Here is a 17,859-nt window from a genome sequence, read left to right as displayed (position 1 = left end):
AACTAGGGTTGAGGGACTTCTGATTAGTTAGATTAACGCAATTGTGGCAGATTATTCTAATGATTTGCGTTTTACTTTAAAGTACTATCGCGGTGCATTGCAAAAAAGAGGTCAGGTATCAGAACGTAGAGTTTTGTATACAATTTGGATGTAGAAAAGAAAAAGATTGATACTGAAATTCTTTGCGACGCGAGCGCAAAGTGTTTATTGCTTAATTTTTTACTGACTCCCCGACTTCTCGAATTACCTACTTTTCACTGACGAGCTACTGAGTATAGGCTACTTGCAGCGCCCATAAAATGAGAACCACAATTGAACCTAAGATTAGCATTGTTGAAATCGCAACAGCTTTTGGGGAGTCGGCTCCCTTAAACTTCATGATGCCACGGTCTAAGTCAGACATACATGCTCTCCTCTAGCGTCAAAATTCCGATCTTATTCGTTTTCGATTTTAATATTTTTACTCGCTAGTTTGTAAAACTTATGGTTAAAAGAATCTTTTTTATGCTAGAGAAGAAGGGGTCAGCGGTTAGGGAATTAAAAGAGAGTAACGGCAATGATTCTTAGCCGCTGTCATTTCCTAGTTATCTTGACAATAAAGAAAAAGCCCTCATCTGGGATCAGAATTGGGCTTGCGCAATAGATATATTGCTTAAATAGCGACAGCAGAACCATTACGTTGATAAAGGTCTACCTCTTCTTTCCAAGCTTTTCCATCTAAAGCCATCTGTTCAATTGAACTCGCTAAACGCAAAGCTTTGAGTGCTTGTTCGCCGCCTACTGAAGGTTGATTGCCGCCACGCACGCACGAGACAAAGTGTTCTAATTCGGCGTGTAAGGGTTCGATATTACTCGTGTAAACTTTCTCAATCAAACCATCTTGACGATAAAGTACTTGACCGTAATCTGTCATATAGTTAGCGGTTGTCTGACGGTGAATCAAAATTTCGTTATTCAGAAAATCTGCTTCTGTCAGCGAGTTTTTACAATGCGCTGCAATTCGCCGAATTTTGCGATGGGTAACTTTACTCGCGGTGAGTGTTGCGACAATGCCGTTCGCGAAGCCAAGAATCGCAGTCACATAGTCTAAGTAACCAGAACCCGCCGCGCGGCTACCACTGGCAGTTAACTTAACGATCGGTGCGCCAGCTAACTCAAGTAGTAAGTCGATGTCATGAATCATTAAATCTAAAACTACCGAAACATCGTTGGCGCGTTGCGAATAAGGACTCATGCGATGCGCTTCTAAAGCCAGCAATTCCTCTGTTTTCAGGACTTTGCTGAGTTCTTGGAATGCAGGATTAAAGCGCTCAATATGACCGACTTGTAAAATACACTGTGATTCGGCTGCGGCATTCACTAAAGATTCAGCTTCAGCGATACTAGCAGCGATGGGCTTTTCGATCAAAACATGAATTCCCGCCTGGAGACAGGTCATCCCGACAGCGTGATGCAAGCGGGTGGGAACAGCAATGCAAACTGCCTCGACATGCGGCAGCAGATCGCGATAGTCTTCAAAAAAACGGATGCGGTACTTGCTAGCAATATCTAGTCCCCGCTCGACGTTGATATCGGCAACACCAACGAGTTCTACATCTTTGAGTAAACTCAGAACACGGGTATGGTGTTGTCCCATGTTGCCTACTCCAATCACGCCAACACGGATTGGTTGCGGTTGATTGCGCTGTAAATGAGGGATGGGTTGTCCCACTGTCATGCTTTGCACTCCTCTGTCTTCTCCTCCACCACCAAAATGTAAAGACGCATCTGTAACAGCGCCAATACGCAATCCTAACTGGATTAAAGTTCTTAAATCATCCAGATGGTAGCATAGTGACTCTATTTATGAAGAATTTCAAAATTACTTATATGTTCCGATGATTGTCACGTTTATCACCAAGCTAAGCTTCACTCATTGTGATTTTGCTGATGTGCGCAGCGTTGGCATCATGTGTCAGTTTCTTACCTGTCCCTATGTTAAAAGATCGAGGGTCAGAGGTCAGGGGTCAGGAAAATGAGAAATAAACAAGATTATTGAGTTGAGAGGTTGGTTGATGAAAGCCGTCATTTTATTGTCTGGGGGATTAGATTCTTCTACGGTACTGTACCAAGCAGTGGCTGATGGTTACAAGTGCTATGCAATTTCGTTTGATTATCAACAGCGACATCAGCGCGAGTTAAAAGCAGCGATCGCGATCGCGCAATCGACGCAAGTTCTCGTTCACAAAGTGATCGATTTCGATCTGCGGTCGTGGGGTGGTTCAGCATTAACGGATACCAGTATTGAATTACCAAGCAATCGCGCGGTGTCAGAGATGGCTCAAAATGTGCCTGTGACATATGTTCCAGCGCGCAATACAATTTTTTTAAGCTTTGCTTTAGCTTATGCCGAAACGATCGCAGCACAGCGCGTTTACATCGGCGTGAACGCGCTTGATTACTCTGGATATCCTGATTGTCGTCCCGACTATATTCAAGCGATGCAGGAGGTGTTTCGCCTCGGTACGAAGCAAGGACGCGAAGGACAACCGATAACGATCGAGACACCATTGATTAACTTGAAGAAAACAGAAATTATTCAATTAGGCAATCAGCTAGGTGTTCCTTGGGAAAAAACTTGGTCTTGCTATGCAGGAGGTGCGATCGCGTGTGGGGTTTGCGATGCTTGTCGATTGCGTCTCGCGGCTTTTGCCGAGTTGGGATTAGAAGATCCCATGCCCTACCGGACGCGAACGTCATAGAAAGCCTTAATTATGCTGCGATCGCACGACCTCGGCTTTTGTTAAGAGTGAGTGGACAAAAGTGGCAAGACTACATGAATTTTCCGCGAGCGGGGAAAGTTGACTCAAGAGAAAGGTGAGTTTGTTGGGTGCAGCAAATGCCACAGACTGCACGTGCCAACACCTCTTGCGCCTTTATCAGGCGCGTACCATTCACTCATAGACTCACTAATGACTCGGCTTCGATCGCAAGCTACCAGTAGGCTGAAATTCTTCCCAGCTTTTGCAGACCTGCTCGTAACACTGAGGCGGCGTCATCGGGAGATTTTTCAGGTAGAAGAATGTTACTTGATTGAACGATTCCAAAAGAAACACTAACTCTGTGGCGGGATTGTATGTATCCACGGCTTCCAGAATATGCGCGTTCATAAAGTGGTGACGCAAAATCACCGTGTCGGGAGCAGCAAGCCAAGCATTCAGAAATGCTGCCAAACGCGATCGCTGTACAAAGTAAGTTTGGCAACTCTCTCCAGTCACTCCTATCTTTGGCGCATTCATACTGCAAATAACAGCACCCCGCTCGCCATTGAGATACCCAACCCAAGCATTGTAGCCAAGTACCAGTAGATTCTTGGCAATAAACTCTTGCTGCCAGTCTATTAGCTGATTTGTTACTTTAGATGTTTCAGACACAAGACCTCCCTGGTGGCAGTAAAAAGTCTGACTGAAACTCTGCCCAACGGTGCTTTACCTGTTCATAGCAACTCAGTGGAGCGATCTTTGGTTGCAAAAGGTTGATATCAATGGTTCCACTGCTCCGAATCAGGATGACCATTTCACGGTTAAAATCGTAGGTCGCAATAGTTTGCACCAAGCGCTGAATTACGGCTTGCTCTAGCTCAGTTTCCTGTAAATAGGATGCAATTTGACCCTGCGGGACAAACTGCTGACTAAACCCAACTCGTTCAACCTGCCAATCGATGGCAGCAGGAATCACATCCGTCACCTCACAAATCAGAATACCCCGTCCGCGATTCAGATAACCATTCCAAGCAGCATATCCGAGCAGGAGCAAGTTCTGCTCGATGAAGTAATTCTGCCAGTAGCCAGAGCATCCCTGCCAGAGTTCATTTCTTGGTCGCATTCACTTCCTCCCTGATGATTTTTGCAGCTTCTACCATGTTTTTCAGCGACGGGATTACCTCTTCCCAGCGCCGTGTTTTGAGACCGCAATCGGGATTGACCCAGATTTGTTCGTTTGGTAGATTAGCGACTCCCATTTTTAGCTGCTGCACCATCTGTTCAGTACTGGGTATGGCTGGACTGTGGACATCGTACACGCCGTTACCGACTTGATGTTTATAGCCCGCATTGGTAATTTCAAACAGGGTTTCATTGTTGCTGCGGCTATTCTCGATTGACAACACATCTGCATCCAAACGTTCAATGTGCTGAATGATGTCGCCGAATTCGGAGTAGCACATATGCGTGTGAATTTGGGTTTCTGGCTTGGCAACTCCAGCAGCCAAACGGAACGCATCGACTGCCCAGGATAGGTACTCATTCCAGCGTTCTGGCTTCAGAGGTAATCCCTCCCGCAGAGCGGGTTCATCAATCTGCACCATCTTCGCCCCAGCCGCTTCTAAATCTGCGACTTCCTCCCGCAGTGCCAAAGCAATCTGCATCGCCTGTTCGCTGCGAGGAATATCGATACGGGTAAACGACCAGTTAATCATCGTCACAGGTCCAGTCAGCATTCCCTTCACGATTTTATTGGTGAGGGATTGCGCTACCTTAAACTCCCGAAGGGTCATGGGTTGGGTTCGGGCGACATCTCCGTAAATAATCGGCGGACGTACACAGCGACTGCCATAGCTTTGCACCCAACCGTGTTCGGTAAAGGCAAATCCAGAGAGCTGCTGTCCAAAGAATTCCACCATGTCAGTGCGTTCAAATTCGCCATGCACCAACACATCTAGCCCAGCTTCTTCTTGAATTTGGATGCACTTAGCAATTTCAGCGTCGATCGCCGCTTCGTACTCGGCTGGCGTAATTTCACCCCGCTTCAGCTTCACCCGCAGTTGCCGTACCTCTGAGGTTTGCGGAAAAGAACCAATTGTGGTAGTGGGAAAGGGCGGTAGCGTTGGCTGGAGTGTTTTGCGTTGCTCATAGGGAACAGCACGTTCCAAATCCTGGACGGTCAGATTGCGCAGCCGCTCTTGTACCGCTGGATTTGCCGGACTGAATTGCTCAAAGGCTTTCCAATGCATTTGCACTGCGGCTAATTTGTCGCTCGGATCGCCCCCAGCGAGCGTTTGTGCCAGGAGCGCTACCTCGTCCAGCTTTTGTTGTGCGAAACTCAACACATTGCGCAGTGGTTCCGGCAGTTTGGTTTCTCTCGTAGCATCATAGGGAACAAATTGCAGCGATGACGAGGGATGTAGTCGGATGTTCAATGTGATGCTTTGGATGGTTTCTAGCGTAGATAACACCGCTTCAGGACGAATCTTCCAAATGTTGCGCGCATCGACAATTCCTACACCCAACTGTTTATCCGATGGAAATCCGTGCTGTTGCAATAACTCCAGGTTGCGACCGCGGGTGAAGTCCAAACTGATGCCAGCCACTGGCAATTTCATTACCCAGGGATACGCCGCTCCTAAATCATCAAAGTAGGTAACAAGGTGAATCGGCAAGCCGACTCGACTGAAAGAATCGTAAGTTGACTGATAAAGTTCTTTGAAGTTGGGAGCGTCTCCCAATACCAAAGCCGGTTCGTGTATTTGAACCTCGACTACACCCAGATTTTTCAGTTCGCGGAGTAAGACGAGATAGCGATCGCGCAAATCAAAGATGATTTTTTCTGGGTTTGACTCCAGCCGACTGAGCCGCAGCAGGGTAATGGGACCTATGACAATGGGAACGGCGCGATCGCCCAACAATGCTTGAGCGCGATGCACTGTTGCTAGGAAATCACTGAAATCCGCTGGCTGCAAAGACTGGGTAATTTCGGGCACCAGATAGTGATAGTTGGTATCAAACCATTTGGTCATTGCGAGCGCTGGAATACCATCTTTGCCGCGTGCCATTGCAAAGTACTGCTCCAGTCCTGTCAAGGTTCGATATCGCTCTGGAATAATGCCTAGTCGGATGCTCCAATCCAAGACGCGATCGTAGAGTGTCGCATCGCCAATACCGATGCGAGCAATGCCTGCTTCTAATTGAGTTTGCCAGTTCTTGCACTCCACCTCCTGCACGATTTGCAGTAAAGTCTCTGCGTCGGATTTACCGCTCCAAAAGGCTTCCAATGCCTTTTTTACTTCGCGATTTTTACCAATGTGGGGATAGCCTAGGGTTGCAGTTTGCAGTCTTGTTTGAAGAGTCATGGTTGTAGCGTCATAGTGCTAAAAATAGTCATCAAAAGCTGCTCATCTTCGCCATAAACAAGCAAAGTGAACCAATCGAGAGCAACAGAAAATTTGTCCAGTAGAGTTCAGCGATCTTTAGGTAAGACTAATTAAAGCCACCTCTAAGGAATGACTTCAAACTAGCTATTACTTGGATACGGCTAATCTTCTACAAAACGGCAATTTCAAATGAGGACGCTACAAACTCAACTCAAGAAATGCCCTAAGCGCAATGAATTGTTTGAAAGCTACATTGACCATCATCCGTACCTCGCAGATGAAAAACGACAGGTTTGCTTCTCTCCATAGGAGACACATCGGCGGGCATCCTGACTAAGAAAGCAACAATGCTCTCATCACAGTTGCGGGACAGTGCCGGATTTACACCGAACTTTCCCCCTTACGTTTGATGGCTGATCCCCATCAAAACCGATAGCTGCGTAAACTATAACATAGTTAGAACAACGTGAGGCATAGACTCGCTGGCAATTTGCTACAGCACATTGCGATCTATATTGAGCTTGCTCCACTAAGCTGTAAAGCGATTCTTCCTTAACACTTGCACAACCCTGAATTACGAAAGTAATGAGCGATCGCTACCAAAGCAAAATAACTGCAAGGAATTAACAAGCTAGCTTGTAACTTTGATTTTTGACCGCTGAACTCTGCCATAGTATTTTTGATTTGTATCGCTCAATCAAGCTAAAGGCAAGAAAAAGGAAAAAGTGCTACCTTTACCAAGTTCGCTTTCCACGAAGATTTGACCGCCTTGAAGTTCAACTAAGCGACGAGAAATTGCCAAACCAATGCCAGTCCCACCCGAATGGCGATCGCGCGAGCGATCGGCACGCCAGAAGCGTTCAAACACGTGCGGTAAGTTTTGTTTGGCAATACCAATTCCCGTGTCGCTTACCGCGATCCATAGTTTACGCGATTGGGTCCAAGCCTGAATGGTAATCGCGCCTCGACTCGTATAACGAATTGCATTACCCAATAAATTCACAAGAACTTGCTCGACACGGTCAATGTCTGCTAATACAGGTGGTAGCTGAGGCGAACACTTGAGTCGCAAGACAGGACCATCTTCTAAGATCTGATCCGAAAACTTTTCTACCAAAGCCTCCAGTAGCGGGTAAAGATTAACAGGTTGTAAATTGATCGGTAAGTAACCCGCCTCAGCTTTGGAAAGTTCTTGCAAATCGTTCACCAAGCGTTCTAAACGGCGCGTTTCTCTTGCTAGGCGCATGTAAATTTCGGTCGACGGTTCGACTTCGCCATCTGCAAGTTCTTCTAAATAGCCGCGCACAACGGTTAAGGGCGTTCGCAGTTCGTGTGTCAAATCGCTAATCAGTTCGCGTCGCCGTTGTTCTACATCTTCCAAACTCGCCGCCATGCGGTTGAAACTCACACCTAAGCGTTGCAATTCTGGTATATCACTTGCAGGTAGACGTGCATCGAGTTGACCGGCTGCAAATTTTTGGGTAATTTGTTCCATCTCTGTCAGTCGTTGCATAATCCGTTTGGATACCCAGTAGCTGAGTCCGCCTGCTGCGGTTGTACTGACGACAACTGACCAAACTGTACCGCGAAACCAGGCACTTTCAAAGCCGTGAATCAGTTCAGTCCGCGCAAAGCGTAGCCGAAATCCTGTCCCTTCGAGTTCTTCGAGGCGGACAACAAAAAAGCGCGGTGAAGACACTTTGCCAATAATCACAAGGCTCATTACCGCGACCATCATTACCAATAAGTGTGATAAGAAAAGGCGCGATGCAAGTGGTAAGTTTCGCTTACGTAAATTTACTTTCGCCATGGTTTTTATGACGTTGCGGCGTCTTCAAATTTGTATCCCACACCAACAACAGTTTTGATAAATGTAGGATTTGCAGGGTCGGGTTCGATTTTTTTTCGCAATCGCGCAACGTGAGTATCGACAACGCGTTCGTCCCCAAAAAAGTCACTACCCCAAAGTTTATCGATTAACTGCGTGCGGTTCCACACTCGACCAGGATTGCTGACAAAGGTGCTGAGTAAATTAAATTCCAACGTTGTCAGGTCTAACTCTTCCGCGCGATCGCTACTCACTTGACGACTAGCGGAGCGTTGTTCTACGTCTACGATAAAGTGTTGCGTGCGATGAATTTGATGTTGTCCTCCTTGGCGCAAACTCCGCCGTAACAATGCTCGCACTCTTGCCACTAACTCTCTAGGACTAAAAGGCTTAACGAGGTAATCGTCTGCACCCGTAGATAAACCAATCACGCGGTCAATTTCCTCACCTCTTGCTGTCAGCATCAAAATATAAGGATCTTTAGTACCAGGTTTTTGGCGAATTCTGGCACATACTTCGAGTCCATCCAAACCTGGAAGCATCAAGTCGAGGATAATCAGATCTGGCTGTAACTCTTGAAATAAGCGCAACGCTGCGAGTCCATCACGGCAACTTTGACAAGAAAATCCTTCTTTTTCCAGCGCAAGTTGAATCAATCCAGCAATTTCAGCTTCATCCTCAACAATTAATATATCCATCTCCACCAAGAGTAAGCGACATTGACCAAGTGGTTTCTTGCGGTTTATTCTTCCAGCTTAATCTCTATGACTCCTAATCTACAGTGCTGGGTTAATAGTCTTTTCTGCCCACGCCAGTCGCCTCAACGGGGGAAACCCCTGCACGGCGCAGGCTCCTCTATTCCTCTACTCCCCTGCTTGCCAATACGTATTAATCTCAAAGCTAACCAGTATTATCGCTCTAACGCAGCGCGATCGCAGGTAGCTAACGCTGCTACTTCGTAAGTACTTTGGAAGAACGCAAGAACGATCGCATCGGGATCTTCTGCTTGCTGCACTGCTGTACAAGGCAAAACAAATTCTTTCAAATCTGTACTGTAGAACGCCTCCTGCGGTTGAATTGGATAATCGCGAAACTTTTCAGGTTCAGGATAGGCATAAGAGTAAAAAATTGGTTCTGTGACTAGTACTACCACCAAACCAAAAGCCACAGCTACTCACTTCGTGCGAATACGCCTCGCGCGTCACCCAATCTACCAGATGGGAAATTCCCCCTGGATGTTCTGGAGCTACACGTCCAGAAAAGCGCGTGACAGCAAGGTGTAAAGCTACCCCAGAAAAAGTGTACAGGGCTAGTGCCAATAAAGCGCGAGCGAAATCCGTTCATTAAACGGTCGGCTTGTACGTTGGGGATCGTCAGATGCGGGAAGCGCGATCGCGCTCGAACGAAATTGGCTCAGCAACTTCTTGGCGCATTGTCCAAATGCGTAATTCTATTCCACTTCTGTGCAGGATATCCATCACCTCTTGATAAAAGTCTGCTACTGTGCGCGGTGCAAGGGGTATTGCTTGGCTAATGCCGTCACTTGTTTGTATCTGTAAATTGTGCGCTGTTGTACTTTGCGCTGCAGGCGATCGCGTTGTATGTCAATGTCGCAAGTAATTCAACTGCTTATCTACCAACTTATCGAGCAGTTTATAAATCTGTGCTTGCTCTGGATGCCACAAACGCGCAATGTTTCGATCGAAACATTAATTGAGAGCATACTGCATCATGGCTTCTTTTTGTAGAACATCTAAGATTGTGCCTGCTAACGACATCAGACGGTTTTCCGAATCTTGTAGTTCGTTTAATAGTAATAATTGTTACTTTTCATACAATACTATTTTACTATATGATTAATCACATGAATAGCGAGAGTAGAAAAAAGCGCGATCGCGCTGTCGAACAACTTTTATTGAAAAATTGCGAACTTTGGCAAAGATTAGATAGCTTGTAACAGTGGCATAAAATACTTCACCGATGTACTAAAAACCGCAGGCTTATTTAGAATAGGCGAGAAGCGTGTGGGAGATAGGTTATTCATCTTTAGCACGAAATGGGAAAAAAGTAGCAACCAAGTTCATGTCGGGACACCAACAAACAAGTAAGTCAGCCGCTAGGGCGTATTCGTAATAAGAATTCTCAGGTAAACCTAAATTTAGCTATTGAAGACTATCATCGTAGGAGGATCGATTCCATTGACTTCCAATCAACTTTTCCGTAGAATACGGCAACATCAGTATTTACGCAGTTTACGCAATAAATTGCTGCATCTCCACGCTTGTCTGTTGCAAGCAGAGCGCATTAACTACGAACAAAGACGCGGACGCGTATCAAGTGGAGAGTTACTGCAACTAGTGATTGAGCACGAACAATTTGCGTGGCTACATCGCATTTCTGAGCTAATTGTGCATATTGATGAAATGCTTTCAGCAGATGAACCAATATCACAAGACGACCTCCAAGATTTGATGCGCGACGTTCGTGAATTGCTGATGCCAGCAGAACTTGGTAATGCTTTCGAGCGCAAGTATTATCACGCGTTACAGCAAGAACCAGCTGCGGTATTAGCCCACGCTGAGGTGTCAAAACTTCTAGCATCGGATGTTGAAGGTTAAATCAATATTCGCACTGCGATATCGCTCGTGGTGCGACAAGCTCAATTGAGTTATCGATTACCCATTTTGCAGCTGACGGCGATCGCCATTTTTCTAATCACTCGTATTTTTTTGTCACAGTATTGCAATCTTGTTGCCACCCAACTGCCATACATGTCTATTATGCTTAACTTATAAGTAGACATAAAGTCTGCTCCTCACACCACTAACTGCCTTGCCACGACACAGTGGCAGGGCGTTTTTTTTGAAGCTACTTCTCATTTGGTTAATCATCGCGCTCTTTTGCAGTGAAGCTGGGTATAGAGCTCTCGCGCGATCGCATTGCTTCTCTACCGAGTACAAATAATCCTGCCACGCCGAGACAGACAAACCAGATGTATTGATACCAATAGCGCCGTATTTGTGCGATCGAGTCAAGTTCAGGATGCAAGGTAGACAAGTAAAGTAGCAACAAGGCAGTAGATAGCGCGCCAAACCCAACAAAACTCAGACCAACTCGAATGCGAACTGGTTGCAATTCAGTTTCACTAATTGTCTCAAGATCAATTTCTGCCAACTTAGCTAGTGCTTCTTCTGCGAGGTTTGATGCTCGCTGTAAACGATATTCTACTGACAACGGCACAATAAGCATAAGTATTGCTACACTATGGCGACGGAGTAGAGCTTCTATATTGCGCAATCTTACAAGAGGCTTGTACGGTTGGATAGCTTGAGTACGCGCCTTTGTGACGCGAGTGTCTGGTTCCCAATCCATAAACAGTCTCCAAGAAGCAATTTAGAGACATTGTATCTAGAAGTGAGTGGTGAGGTAGCTAGTAATTTAGTTTTGAGCTTTACTTGCGTTTGCGTGTCGCAGGCATTTCTTAAAACACTGTTGCTTGTAATTCCGTCAAACGGCTTAGAACTTCTGTACTGTGAATTGCAGGATTGACTTTGACAAAAGTTGCGCGGAGAATGCCATTTGGGTCAATAATGAAACTATGCCGTACCGAGGCACTACCTAGCCAAGAACCATAGGCTTTACTAACTTCGCCTGTCGTATCCGCAAGTAGAGGAAATTTTAAACCTTCTGAGTCACAAAACTCAGCATGGGAATCGACTGAATCGGCGCTGACACCGATAATTTGAGCATTTCGCGCCATGTATTTTGGTAAATCTTGCTGAAAACGTCGCGCTTCTAAAGTACAACCTGCGGTAAAGTCTTTAGGGTAAAAGTACAACACAACCCACTTACCGCGCAAATCAGCAAGTGCAATTTCTCCATCTCCAGTGTTGGTTGGTAAAGTAAATTCTGGTGCGGGTTGCTCAAGTGGAGGAAGTTTACCACCCATGGCAAAGCTAGGTGAAGCAAAAAACAAAAGAAATAGTGCCATACACCAGCAGGCAATTGCGCGCAGAAAACAGCGACGAGACAGCATGATACACAAATAACAACTCTACTTTACATAAGTTTATATTAAGGACTGCCATCTTCATTAGTTTGGGGTGGCGTATCAATTTGACTTGTTGTCGGTTGTTCTAAATGGCTAGTTGATGGCGGCTCATTTGAACTGCTAGTCGCTTCAATATATTGACTATCAATCAAAAAAGTACCGCGCGTAAAGCGAACGCTCCAGTACCCACCTGGGTGGCGATCTACGACAGTGCCCTCTTCACCAATTTGAACCACATCTGGCGGGCGTAACATTGGCATAGGATCGGCTGTTTTTAAGTAGGGTGGTAGTGCTACGACACGTACAGTTTCACCAATGACAAATTCTTTAGACATAGTGGGTTTCAGCTATCAGCATGACAGAATATATTTATTTTTGCTGCTGATAGCCCATTACTAATCTTTCTTAAGGAACTTGCCAAATTTTTTGGTGGTATTGTTCGAGTTCGACGTAAGGATCTACTTCAGAATGTGAGTGTTCGTGACTGTGATGGTGATGGTGATGATGGTGGTTGTGCTCGCGATCGCAGCTTTTTAGGGCTGCAAGGCGAAACTTGCACATTTCGCAGTTCATCTGCACGTTGCCTAGTTGAGTTTCAATTTCGCGATCGCGCAAAATCGAAAATAACTGCGGATGTAGTCCCATTTCTGGAAGACAGGTAATAGCGATCTCTGGATATTGTGCTTGTTGCTGTGCGGTGATATCGAAGATCTTTTTGACTAATAATCCCGTAAAGAGAAAGTAGGGAAGCACAATAATGCGTTTGGGTTGGTAAAGTCGCGCGCGGCGGAAACCTTCTTCGAGGCGTGGATGGGTAATACCAATAAAACAGGTTTCTACGGTTTGATAACCACTACCTTCCCAAAGAATACGCGCAAGTTTATAAACATCGCCATTAGCATCAGGATCGCTCGAACCGCGCCCGACAAATAATAAAACTGTATCGGCGCGATCGTACTGAGGCTCGTCAACTTCAGCTAGACGCGATCGCCACAAATCGATAATTCTTGGTGTAATGCCAAAATGCCGTCCGTAGTGAAATTTCACCTGGGGATGGCGTTGGCGCGCGCGGTCAAGTTCATTGGTAACATCAAACTTATTATGCCGCGCCGCAAATAACAAAATGGGTAAGACAGAAAGTTCAGTATACCCTTGCGCAACACACTGATCGACGCCTTCTTGAATCGTTGGACCTGTTAGTTCTAAAAAACAAGGGATAACAGGTCGAGAAGTATCTAACGCTTGATAGGCAGCTGCAAAGTCTAAAACGCTTTGTCGCCCTGCTGCATCTCTGGTACCGTGACCAACCATGAGCAACGGGCGACGCAATGGTAAAGGGGGTAGTTCTATTTTACTAACTGGGTTTTTTGGTAGGGTGGAAGTAAGAGTATTAATCGTAGGCATCCTTGTTTAAGTGCTCCGTTCCTGTGCGACGCAGGAAATAATGTGAGCAAGTCACAGTCAGGCATTCTGGCTTCAGAAAGATCTGAGCTTTGAATTTTGAGTTTTGAACTCATTTTCTTCAGATACGGTAAGGAGTGTCTTACCTGTTCAACACTCAACACATTCAGCGCTCATCTCTTTTTGTTACAGCTGCGGCACAGCCTCGGATTTACACCGAAGTTTCCCTCTACTGTGACAGATCACTTGTGCCTTGTTATCTTAACTGATTCTCCCCAGTTCAAAAATACTACCGGAGGGGTTAACAGTAGCGATCGCGCCCGACAGAACCCTCAACAAGTTTTACATTTATTGTTGTGTTGGTTGCTGATTGCGTTGCTGACGCTGTTGACGCCACTGCTGCCTTCTTTGCTCAATTTGCTGGCGTTGTTCGGGAGTGAGAACTGCTGTGACGCGCTCTTTCGAAGATTGCATAATCTGGCGAATTTGAGTTCTTTGCGCTTCCGATAGATTTAAGCCAGCCATTGCACCGCGTCGTCGTTGCCCGTTTTGAGTTGCTGCTTGCCATTGCTGGCGTTGTTCAGGGGTAAGAACAGCTTCGATTTGAGCGCGCGTTTCGTTGCGGATTTGTTCCATCTGGGCTTGTTGTTCTGCAGAAAGTTCAATTCCTGCCATTTTGCCCATACCTCTACCTGCACCAGCACGCTGCCCTACTTGAGGTGCGGCAGGTTGTGCATTAACTGCTAAAGGTGCGAAAACGGTAGAAAGTGCTACTGCACCTGCAAACAGCGACATGAATTTTACTTTTTTCGATCGCGACGCCATTGTTGACTTCCTCATGTGTGGTGTCACGATCTTATAAAGTTATCTTCCTGGGTAGCATGAGGAAAAAGTCACGAATTTAACTATGACTAAAGTCACGTACTCACTACTAGAGTGTTAATCGAGGATATTGGTAGCAGATGAAGAAGTTTTTATTCAACTTTCTAACAATTAACATATTTTCCTTCTAATTTTAAATTATTAAACGAAGCCAACAATATGAGTCGTCCAATCCAAATTCGTACGCATCCTTTACCGTTTTTATTATTGTTAGAGTGGCTGCTTTTGTTTGCAGTTGCAATTACAGAAGCGTTATCAATTCATTTTCGCCGCTTTCATAACTTGCCGTCTTTAACGATTATTAGTTTAGTATGTTTTGGATTACTCGGCTTGCGAATGCCTACAGGAAAACTAATACACAAGATACTTTATACCGGGTTAGAAATTTTATTGATTCTTTTAACTGGGATTGTTAGCGGAAGAGGAATTCGGCTGTTTCCATTTCTTTATATTATTCTTGTTATTCGTAGTTGTCTTATCTTTCAACGACCAGGACGAATTGTTATAACAAGTTTATCGTTTGTCTTATTTATCCTTACTTTAATTCATCGCTTTCAATATGTTCCTGATGTTCCGGTGTTACAAGAGCGTTTGCGATTTACGTTGTTGAGTTTTGCGCTTTCGTTTGGATTAAGTTTAGTATTTGTGTTGCTGTTAATGAATGCTGTGCTAGCAGAACGACAAATGAGAGAAAAATTGGCGATCGCCAACGAGCAACTGCGACAATATGCACTGCGGATCGAAGATCAAGCAACGCTACAAGAACGCAACCGAATTGCACGCGACATCCACGACTCGCTTGGACACTCTTTGACAGCTTTAAACTTACAGCTAGAAACCGCGTTGAAATTATGGCAATCTAACCCTGCAAAAGCACAAACTTTCTTGACGCAAGCTAAAAACTTGGGTTCGCAAGCGCTACGCGAGGTGCGACAATCTGTATCAGCGATGCGCTCCGACCCGTTGCACGGTCAATCTTTGGAAACGGCGATCGCGGCTTTAGTTGCTGAATTTCGCAGTTCTACAGGATTTTCTCCAACTTATCAGATATCGCTGCAACATCCGATTTCTGTTGAAGTGCAAACTGCTGTGTACCGCATTACACAAGAAGCACTCACGAATATTTGGAAACACGCAGCCGCAAACGCAGTCAGAATTGATATCCAAACAACCGCAAAATCATTACACTGGAAAATCCAAGATAATGGTAAAGGATTTGTGTTAAATCAGAATACTACGGGATTTGGGCTGCAAAGCATGCGCGATCGCGTCCTCGCATTAAAAGGAGAATTTCAAATCAAAAGCACGCCTGGTGCTGGTTGTTGTATTTCAGCAACAATTCCTTTGCCGAGGTTAGTTGCATGATTCGCCTCGTACTCGTTGACGATCAACATCTCATTCGTCAAGGTTTAAAAGCTTTACTAGAATTAGAGCCAGATTTGCAGGTTGTGGGCGAAGCAGAAAATGGACAAGCTGCAATGCAGTTGTTACAAATATTACAACCTGATGTAATCCTTATGGATGTGCGAATGCCAGTTATGGATGGTGTCGCTGCCACCCGCGAAATTACGCAGCGTTTTCCTAAAATAAAGGTGCTTGTCTTAACGACTTTTGATAATGATGAATATGTCGCGGCTGCACTCCGCAATGGAGCGATGGGCTATTTACTCAAAGATACACCTTCAGAAGAGTTAGCCGCAGCCATTCGGGCAGTTTATAAAGGTTATACTCAACTTGGACCTGGCTTGGTTGAGAAAATTATTGCGAAAGTGCCAGAACCTTCAGCAATAACGCCCACGGGCTGGAGCGAACTTACACCCAGAGAACGCGAGGTGTTACGATTAATTGCAGCTGGCGAAAGTAACCGCGAAATTGCCCAAACACTACATATCTCAGAAGGAACTGTCAAAAACCACGTCACGAGTATTTTGAATCGACTGTCCTTACGCGATCGCACGCAAGCCGCAATTTTTGCTAACTCTTTTTTACACCGTCAAGAACCTGATATCAAAAGTTAACCGTTAAGTGCGTAACAATAAACTGAATGACAAGGTCGGTCATTGGTAACTGGTAATTGGTTAAGAATATTAAGCGACTTCCAGTCACCTATTACCTAACCTTAACAAGTTTAATATCTAATAATGTCCATATATTAAGTTAATGATACTACTTATTAAATAACGCTAAACACTCTTCTTTTAGTAATCCTTTAGTAACCTTAATATCTCTAGAACTCTTAGCGATAATTTCCTCACAAGATATATTAATTTGCGCTTGATCGATCTTCATTAAATCTTCAATAGAGACTGCGTAGACGATTTCATCTACACCAGCCCAAACGCAAACTGTAGCACACATAGGACAAGGTTCACCTGTCGTATAAATTGTACATCCTGCTAACGATGGATTTTTAATTTGAGATGTCAGCTTGCGAATAACATTCATTTCTGCATGAGCAGATGGATCGCTATCGCGTTTGACTGTATTGTGTGCTGCTGCTACTACCTGATTATCTTTAACTATGACCGCACCGTAGGGTGCATCGCCTTGTTTTGCCTCTTCTAAGGCAATTCGCATATACTCCTCTGGAGACATTTTTGTAAGAAGTTTCCTAGCAAACTCTGATAGTATAGTATAAAAATTATAGTATTATTTAGTAATATAAAAATGAATGTGCTAGATTTGAATTAGAAAACTGCAAAAATTTCAAGCATGAATCCTATATTTTAAACTATTTTCTCAAACTAGCAAGCTAATTATGATGTTGCTAGCTAAAAAAGTTATTGGGTTTTATTTAGAAGATATTGAGACTCCACTGGGAAGATTTCTAAACTTGACAATCACAGGTTTAGTTTTACTGTCTTCTACTATTTTTGTTGCAGAAACCTACTCAATTCCTGCAGAATTAAGAATAATATTAGACCGTTTAGATAGTCTTATTATCGGGGTTTTTGCTTTAGAGTATAGCCTGCGGTTTTGGTGTGCTGAGTCCAAAATAAAATATTTTTTTAGTCTATATTCACTACTCGATCTTTTAGCTATTCTACCTTTTTTTCTAGGCTTAGTAGATATCAGCTTTATTCGAATTTTTCGTTGGTTTAGAATTTTAAGATTAGTTAGATTTATTCAAAAAATAGTTTTGTTTGAACGGATTAGTGGCGAAGATAGTGTTATTTTTGCTCGAATATTATTTACTTTATTTGCTATTATTTTTGTTTATTCTGGGCTAATTTATCAAGTCGAGCATCCAAGTAATTCTGATACTTTTAATACCTTCTTAGATGCTTTTTATTTTTCGGTTGTCACGATGACAACCGTTGGCTTTGGAGATGTCACTCCAATTTCCCAATTAGGGCGTCTTTTAACGGTATTGATGATTTTAACTGGTATAGCATTAATTCCTTGGCAGGTTGGCGATTTAATTAAACAATTTATCAAAACCAGTCGCCAAGTACAAACAGTTTGTCCTACTTGCCAATTATCACTTCACGATACTGATGCTCGCTATTGTAAGATTTGTGGCACAAAGTTAGAGAAAAATTTATAAGCACGTATTAAATTGGATTCGAT

Annotated in this window: 22 protein-coding genes and 2 riboswitches; of the genes, 6 read left to right on the top strand and 16 right to left on the bottom strand. The window is 44.4% G+C overall.

What is annotated here, in order from left to right:
- Positions 1-265: 265 nt before the first annotated feature.
- Complete coding sequence (locus tag B1A85_RS24075) at positions 266-403, bottom strand: hypothetical protein (protein WP_168192448.1); 138 nt, start codon at positions 401-403, stop codon at positions 266-268.
- A 249-nt stretch (positions 404-652) separates the two neighbouring features.
- A complete protein-coding gene (locus B1A85_RS20425) occupies positions 653-1,717 on the bottom strand; it encodes a Gfo/Idh/MocA family protein (RefSeq protein ID WP_104548596.1) in 1,065 nt (354 codons plus the stop codon).
- Between the two features lie 337 nt (positions 1,718-2,054).
- Here B1A85_RS20425 and queC point away from each other — a divergent pair, with 337 nt between their 5' ends.
- The gene (queC, locus tag B1A85_RS20420; protein WP_104548568.1) at positions 2,055-2,741 is read left to right on the top strand and encodes a 7-cyano-7-deazaguanine synthase QueC; all 687 of its coding nucleotides are present in this window, start codon (positions 2,055-2,057) and stop codon (positions 2,739-2,741) included.
- Positions 2,742-2,948: 207 nt separating this feature from the next.
- Here the strand turns inward: queC and B1A85_RS20415 are convergent, their stop codons facing one another.
- The 8 genes from B1A85_RS20415 to B1A85_RS25715 form a co-directional block, all read right to left on the bottom strand.
- On the bottom strand, positions 2,949-3,413 hold the full coding sequence (locus tag B1A85_RS20415; RefSeq protein WP_104548567.1) for a hypothetical protein: 465 nt from the start codon (positions 3,411-3,413) through the stop codon (positions 2,949-2,951).
- Positions 3,406-3,864 (bottom strand): hypothetical protein, encoded by a 459-nt coding sequence (locus tag B1A85_RS20410; RefSeq protein ID WP_104548566.1) that lies wholly within the window; start codon positions 3,862-3,864, stop codon positions 3,406-3,408. Before B1A85_RS20410 ends, B1A85_RS20415 begins: the two co-directional genes overlap by 8 nt.
- Positions 3,848-6,106 carry a 5-methyltetrahydropteroyltriglutamate--homocysteine S-methyltransferase gene (metE, locus tag B1A85_RS20405; RefSeq protein WP_104548565.1) on the bottom strand — a complete coding sequence of 753 codons (2,259 nt, stop codon included), beginning with the start codon at positions 6,104-6,106 and terminating at the stop codon, positions 3,848-3,850. Before metE ends, B1A85_RS20410 begins: the two co-directional genes overlap by 17 nt.
- Positions 6,107-6,428: 322 nt before the next feature.
- Positions 6,429-6,576: riboswitch (cobalamin riboswitch) on the bottom strand.
- Between the two features lie 248 nt (positions 6,577-6,824).
- Positions 6,825-7,937, bottom strand: coding sequence for a cell wall metabolism sensor histidine kinase WalK (locus B1A85_RS20400; protein ID WP_104548564.1), 1,113 nt, complete (start codon positions 7,935-7,937; stop codon positions 6,825-6,827).
- A gap of 5 nt (positions 7,938-7,942) precedes the next feature.
- Positions 7,943-8,653: a response regulator transcription factor gene (locus tag B1A85_RS20395; protein ID WP_104548563.1), complete on the bottom strand. Its 711-nt coding sequence runs from the start codon at positions 8,651-8,653 to the stop codon at positions 7,943-7,945.
- A gap of 212 nt (positions 8,654-8,865) precedes the next feature.
- Entirely contained in the window at positions 8,866-9,123 is a 258-nt protein-coding gene (locus B1A85_RS25720) for a DUF5996 family protein (protein WP_210404619.1), read from the bottom strand.
- Positions 9,059-9,274 (bottom strand): DUF5996 family protein, encoded by a 216-nt coding sequence (locus tag B1A85_RS26330; RefSeq protein WP_371681695.1) that lies wholly within the window; start codon positions 9,272-9,274, stop codon positions 9,059-9,061. The genes B1A85_RS25720 and B1A85_RS26330 overlap by 65 nt, the downstream gene beginning before the upstream one ends.
- Before the next feature lie 54 nt (positions 9,275-9,328).
- On the bottom strand, positions 9,329-9,478 hold the full coding sequence (locus B1A85_RS25715) for a DUF5996 family protein (RefSeq protein ID WP_256387484.1): 150 nt from the start codon (positions 9,476-9,478) through the stop codon (positions 9,329-9,331).
- Between the two features lie 47 nt (positions 9,479-9,525).
- On the opposite strand from B1A85_RS25715, the gene B1A85_RS24925 reads away from it, so the two are divergent.
- Both B1A85_RS24925 and B1A85_RS20385 read left to right on the top strand, forming a co-directional pair.
- On the top strand, positions 9,526-9,672 hold the full coding sequence (locus B1A85_RS24925) for a hypothetical protein (RefSeq protein WP_210404618.1): 147 nt from the start codon (positions 9,526-9,528) through the stop codon (positions 9,670-9,672).
- Positions 9,673-10,153: 481 nt separating this feature from the next.
- Complete coding sequence (locus tag B1A85_RS20385) at positions 10,154-10,573, top strand: hypothetical protein (RefSeq protein WP_210404617.1); 420 nt, start codon at positions 10,154-10,156, stop codon at positions 10,571-10,573.
- Positions 10,574-10,838: 265 nt separating this feature from the next.
- On the opposite strand, the gene B1A85_RS20380 is transcribed toward B1A85_RS20385, so the two are convergent.
- The 5 genes from B1A85_RS20380 to B1A85_RS20360 form a co-directional block, all read right to left on the bottom strand.
- Positions 10,839-11,327 carry a hypothetical protein gene (locus B1A85_RS20380; RefSeq protein ID WP_104548562.1) on the bottom strand — a complete coding sequence of 163 codons (489 nt, stop codon included), beginning with the start codon at positions 11,325-11,327 and terminating at the stop codon, positions 10,839-10,841.
- A gap of 109 nt (positions 11,328-11,436) precedes the next feature.
- Positions 11,437-11,991, bottom strand: a complete 555-nt coding sequence (locus tag B1A85_RS20375) for a peroxiredoxin (RefSeq protein ID WP_104548561.1) — start codon at positions 11,989-11,991, stop codon at positions 11,437-11,439.
- Between the two features lie 38 nt (positions 11,992-12,029).
- On the bottom strand, positions 12,030-12,341 hold the full coding sequence (sipA, locus tag B1A85_RS20370; protein ID WP_104548560.1) for a regulatory protein SipA: 312 nt from the start codon (positions 12,339-12,341) through the stop codon (positions 12,030-12,032).
- 70 nt (positions 12,342-12,411) lie between these two features.
- On the bottom strand, positions 12,412-13,410 hold the full coding sequence (locus B1A85_RS20365; RefSeq protein ID WP_104548559.1) for a sirohydrochlorin chelatase: 999 nt from the start codon (positions 13,408-13,410) through the stop codon (positions 12,412-12,414).
- Between the two features lie 38 nt (positions 13,411-13,448).
- Positions 13,449-13,672: riboswitch (cobalamin riboswitch) on the bottom strand.
- A gap of 83 nt (positions 13,673-13,755) precedes the next feature.
- A complete protein-coding gene (locus B1A85_RS20360; RefSeq protein WP_104548558.1) occupies positions 13,756-14,232 on the bottom strand; it encodes a P pilus assembly/Cpx signaling pathway, periplasmic inhibitor/zinc-resistance associated protein in 477 nt (158 codons plus the stop codon).
- A gap of 216 nt (positions 14,233-14,448) precedes the next feature.
- On the opposite strand from B1A85_RS20360, the gene B1A85_RS20355 reads away from it, so the two are divergent.
- Positions 14,449-15,654 carry a sensor histidine kinase gene (locus B1A85_RS20355; protein ID WP_104548557.1) on the top strand — a complete coding sequence of 402 codons (1,206 nt, stop codon included), beginning with the start codon at positions 14,449-14,451 and terminating at the stop codon, positions 15,652-15,654.
- Entirely contained in the window at positions 15,651-16,307 is a 657-nt protein-coding gene (locus tag B1A85_RS20350; protein WP_104548556.1) for a response regulator transcription factor, read from the top strand. Before B1A85_RS20355 ends, B1A85_RS20350 begins: the two co-directional genes overlap by 4 nt.
- 148 nt (positions 16,308-16,455) lie before the next feature.
- Here the strand turns inward: B1A85_RS20350 and B1A85_RS20345 are convergent, their stop codons facing one another.
- Complete coding sequence (locus B1A85_RS20345) at positions 16,456-16,884, bottom strand: nucleoside deaminase (RefSeq protein ID WP_104548555.1); 429 nt, start codon at positions 16,882-16,884, stop codon at positions 16,456-16,458.
- A 166-nt stretch (positions 16,885-17,050) separates the two neighbouring features.
- Between B1A85_RS20345 and B1A85_RS20340 the strand changes: the two genes are divergently transcribed.
- The gene (locus B1A85_RS20340; RefSeq protein WP_104548554.1) at positions 17,051-17,836 is read left to right on the top strand and encodes an ion transporter; all 786 of its coding nucleotides are present in this window, start codon (positions 17,051-17,053) and stop codon (positions 17,834-17,836) included.
- Positions 17,837-17,859: the final 23 nt, after the last annotated feature.

The organism is Chroococcidiopsis sp. TS-821 (assembly GCF_002939305.1).
Lineage (GTDB): Bacteria > Cyanobacteriota > Cyanobacteriia > Cyanobacteriales > Chroococcidiopsidaceae > Chroogloeocystis.
Note: the sequence above shows the minus strand (reverse complement) of the source record. Positions and strands in the feature narration are given on the sequence as shown.

Excerpts from the sequence above, each read along its gene's own strand:
- B1A85_RS24075 (WP_168192448.1), bottom strand. The coding sequence starts at position 403 with ATGTCTGACTTAGACCGTGGCATCATGAAGTTTAAGGGAGCCGACTCC.
- B1A85_RS20345 (WP_104548555.1), bottom strand. The coding sequence starts at position 16,884 with ATGTCTCCAGAGGAGTATATGCGAATTGCCTTAGAAGAGGCAAAACAA.
- B1A85_RS20380 (WP_104548562.1), bottom strand. The coding sequence starts at position 11,327 with ATGGATTGGGAACCAGACACTCGCGTCACAAAGGCGCGTACTCAAGCT.
- B1A85_RS20355 (WP_104548557.1), top strand. The coding sequence starts at position 14,449 with ATGAGTCGTCCAATCCAAATTCGTACGCATCCTTTACCGTTTTTATTA.
- queC (WP_104548568.1), top strand. The coding sequence starts at position 2,055 with ATGAAAGCCGTCATTTTATTGTCTGGGGGATTAGATTCTTCTACGGTA.
- B1A85_RS20425 (WP_104548596.1), bottom strand. The coding sequence starts at position 1,717 with ATGACAGTGGGACAACCCATCCCTCATTTACAGCGCAATCAACCGCAA.
- B1A85_RS20365 (WP_104548559.1), bottom strand. The coding sequence starts at position 13,410 with ATGCCTACGATTAATACTCTTACTTCCACCCTACCAAAAAACCCAGTT.
- metE (WP_104548565.1), bottom strand. The coding sequence starts at position 6,106 with ATGACTCTTCAAACAAGACTGCAAACTGCAACCCTAGGCTATCCCCAC.
- B1A85_RS20395 (WP_104548563.1), bottom strand. The coding sequence starts at position 8,653 with ATGGATATATTAATTGTTGAGGATGAAGCTGAAATTGCTGGATTGATT.
- B1A85_RS20360 (WP_104548558.1), bottom strand. The coding sequence starts at position 14,232 with ATGGCGTCGCGATCGAAAAAAGTAAAATTCATGTCGCTGTTTGCAGGT.
- B1A85_RS20340 (WP_104548554.1), top strand. The coding sequence starts at position 17,051 with ATGTTGCTAGCTAAAAAAGTTATTGGGTTTTATTTAGAAGATATTGAG.
- B1A85_RS20410 (WP_104548566.1), bottom strand. The coding sequence starts at position 3,864 with ATGCGACCAAGAAATGAACTCTGGCAGGGATGCTCTGGCTACTGGCAG.
- sipA (WP_104548560.1), bottom strand. The coding sequence starts at position 12,341 with ATGTCTAAAGAATTTGTCATTGGTGAAACTGTACGTGTCGTAGCACTA.
- B1A85_RS20400 (WP_104548564.1), bottom strand. The coding sequence starts at position 7,937 with ATGGCGAAAGTAAATTTACGTAAGCGAAACTTACCACTTGCATCGCGC.
- B1A85_RS20375 (WP_104548561.1), bottom strand. The coding sequence starts at position 11,991 with ATGCTGTCTCGTCGCTGTTTTCTGCGCGCAATTGCCTGCTGGTGTATG.
- B1A85_RS20350 (WP_104548556.1), top strand. The coding sequence starts at position 15,651 with ATGATTCGCCTCGTACTCGTTGACGATCAACATCTCATTCGTCAAGGT.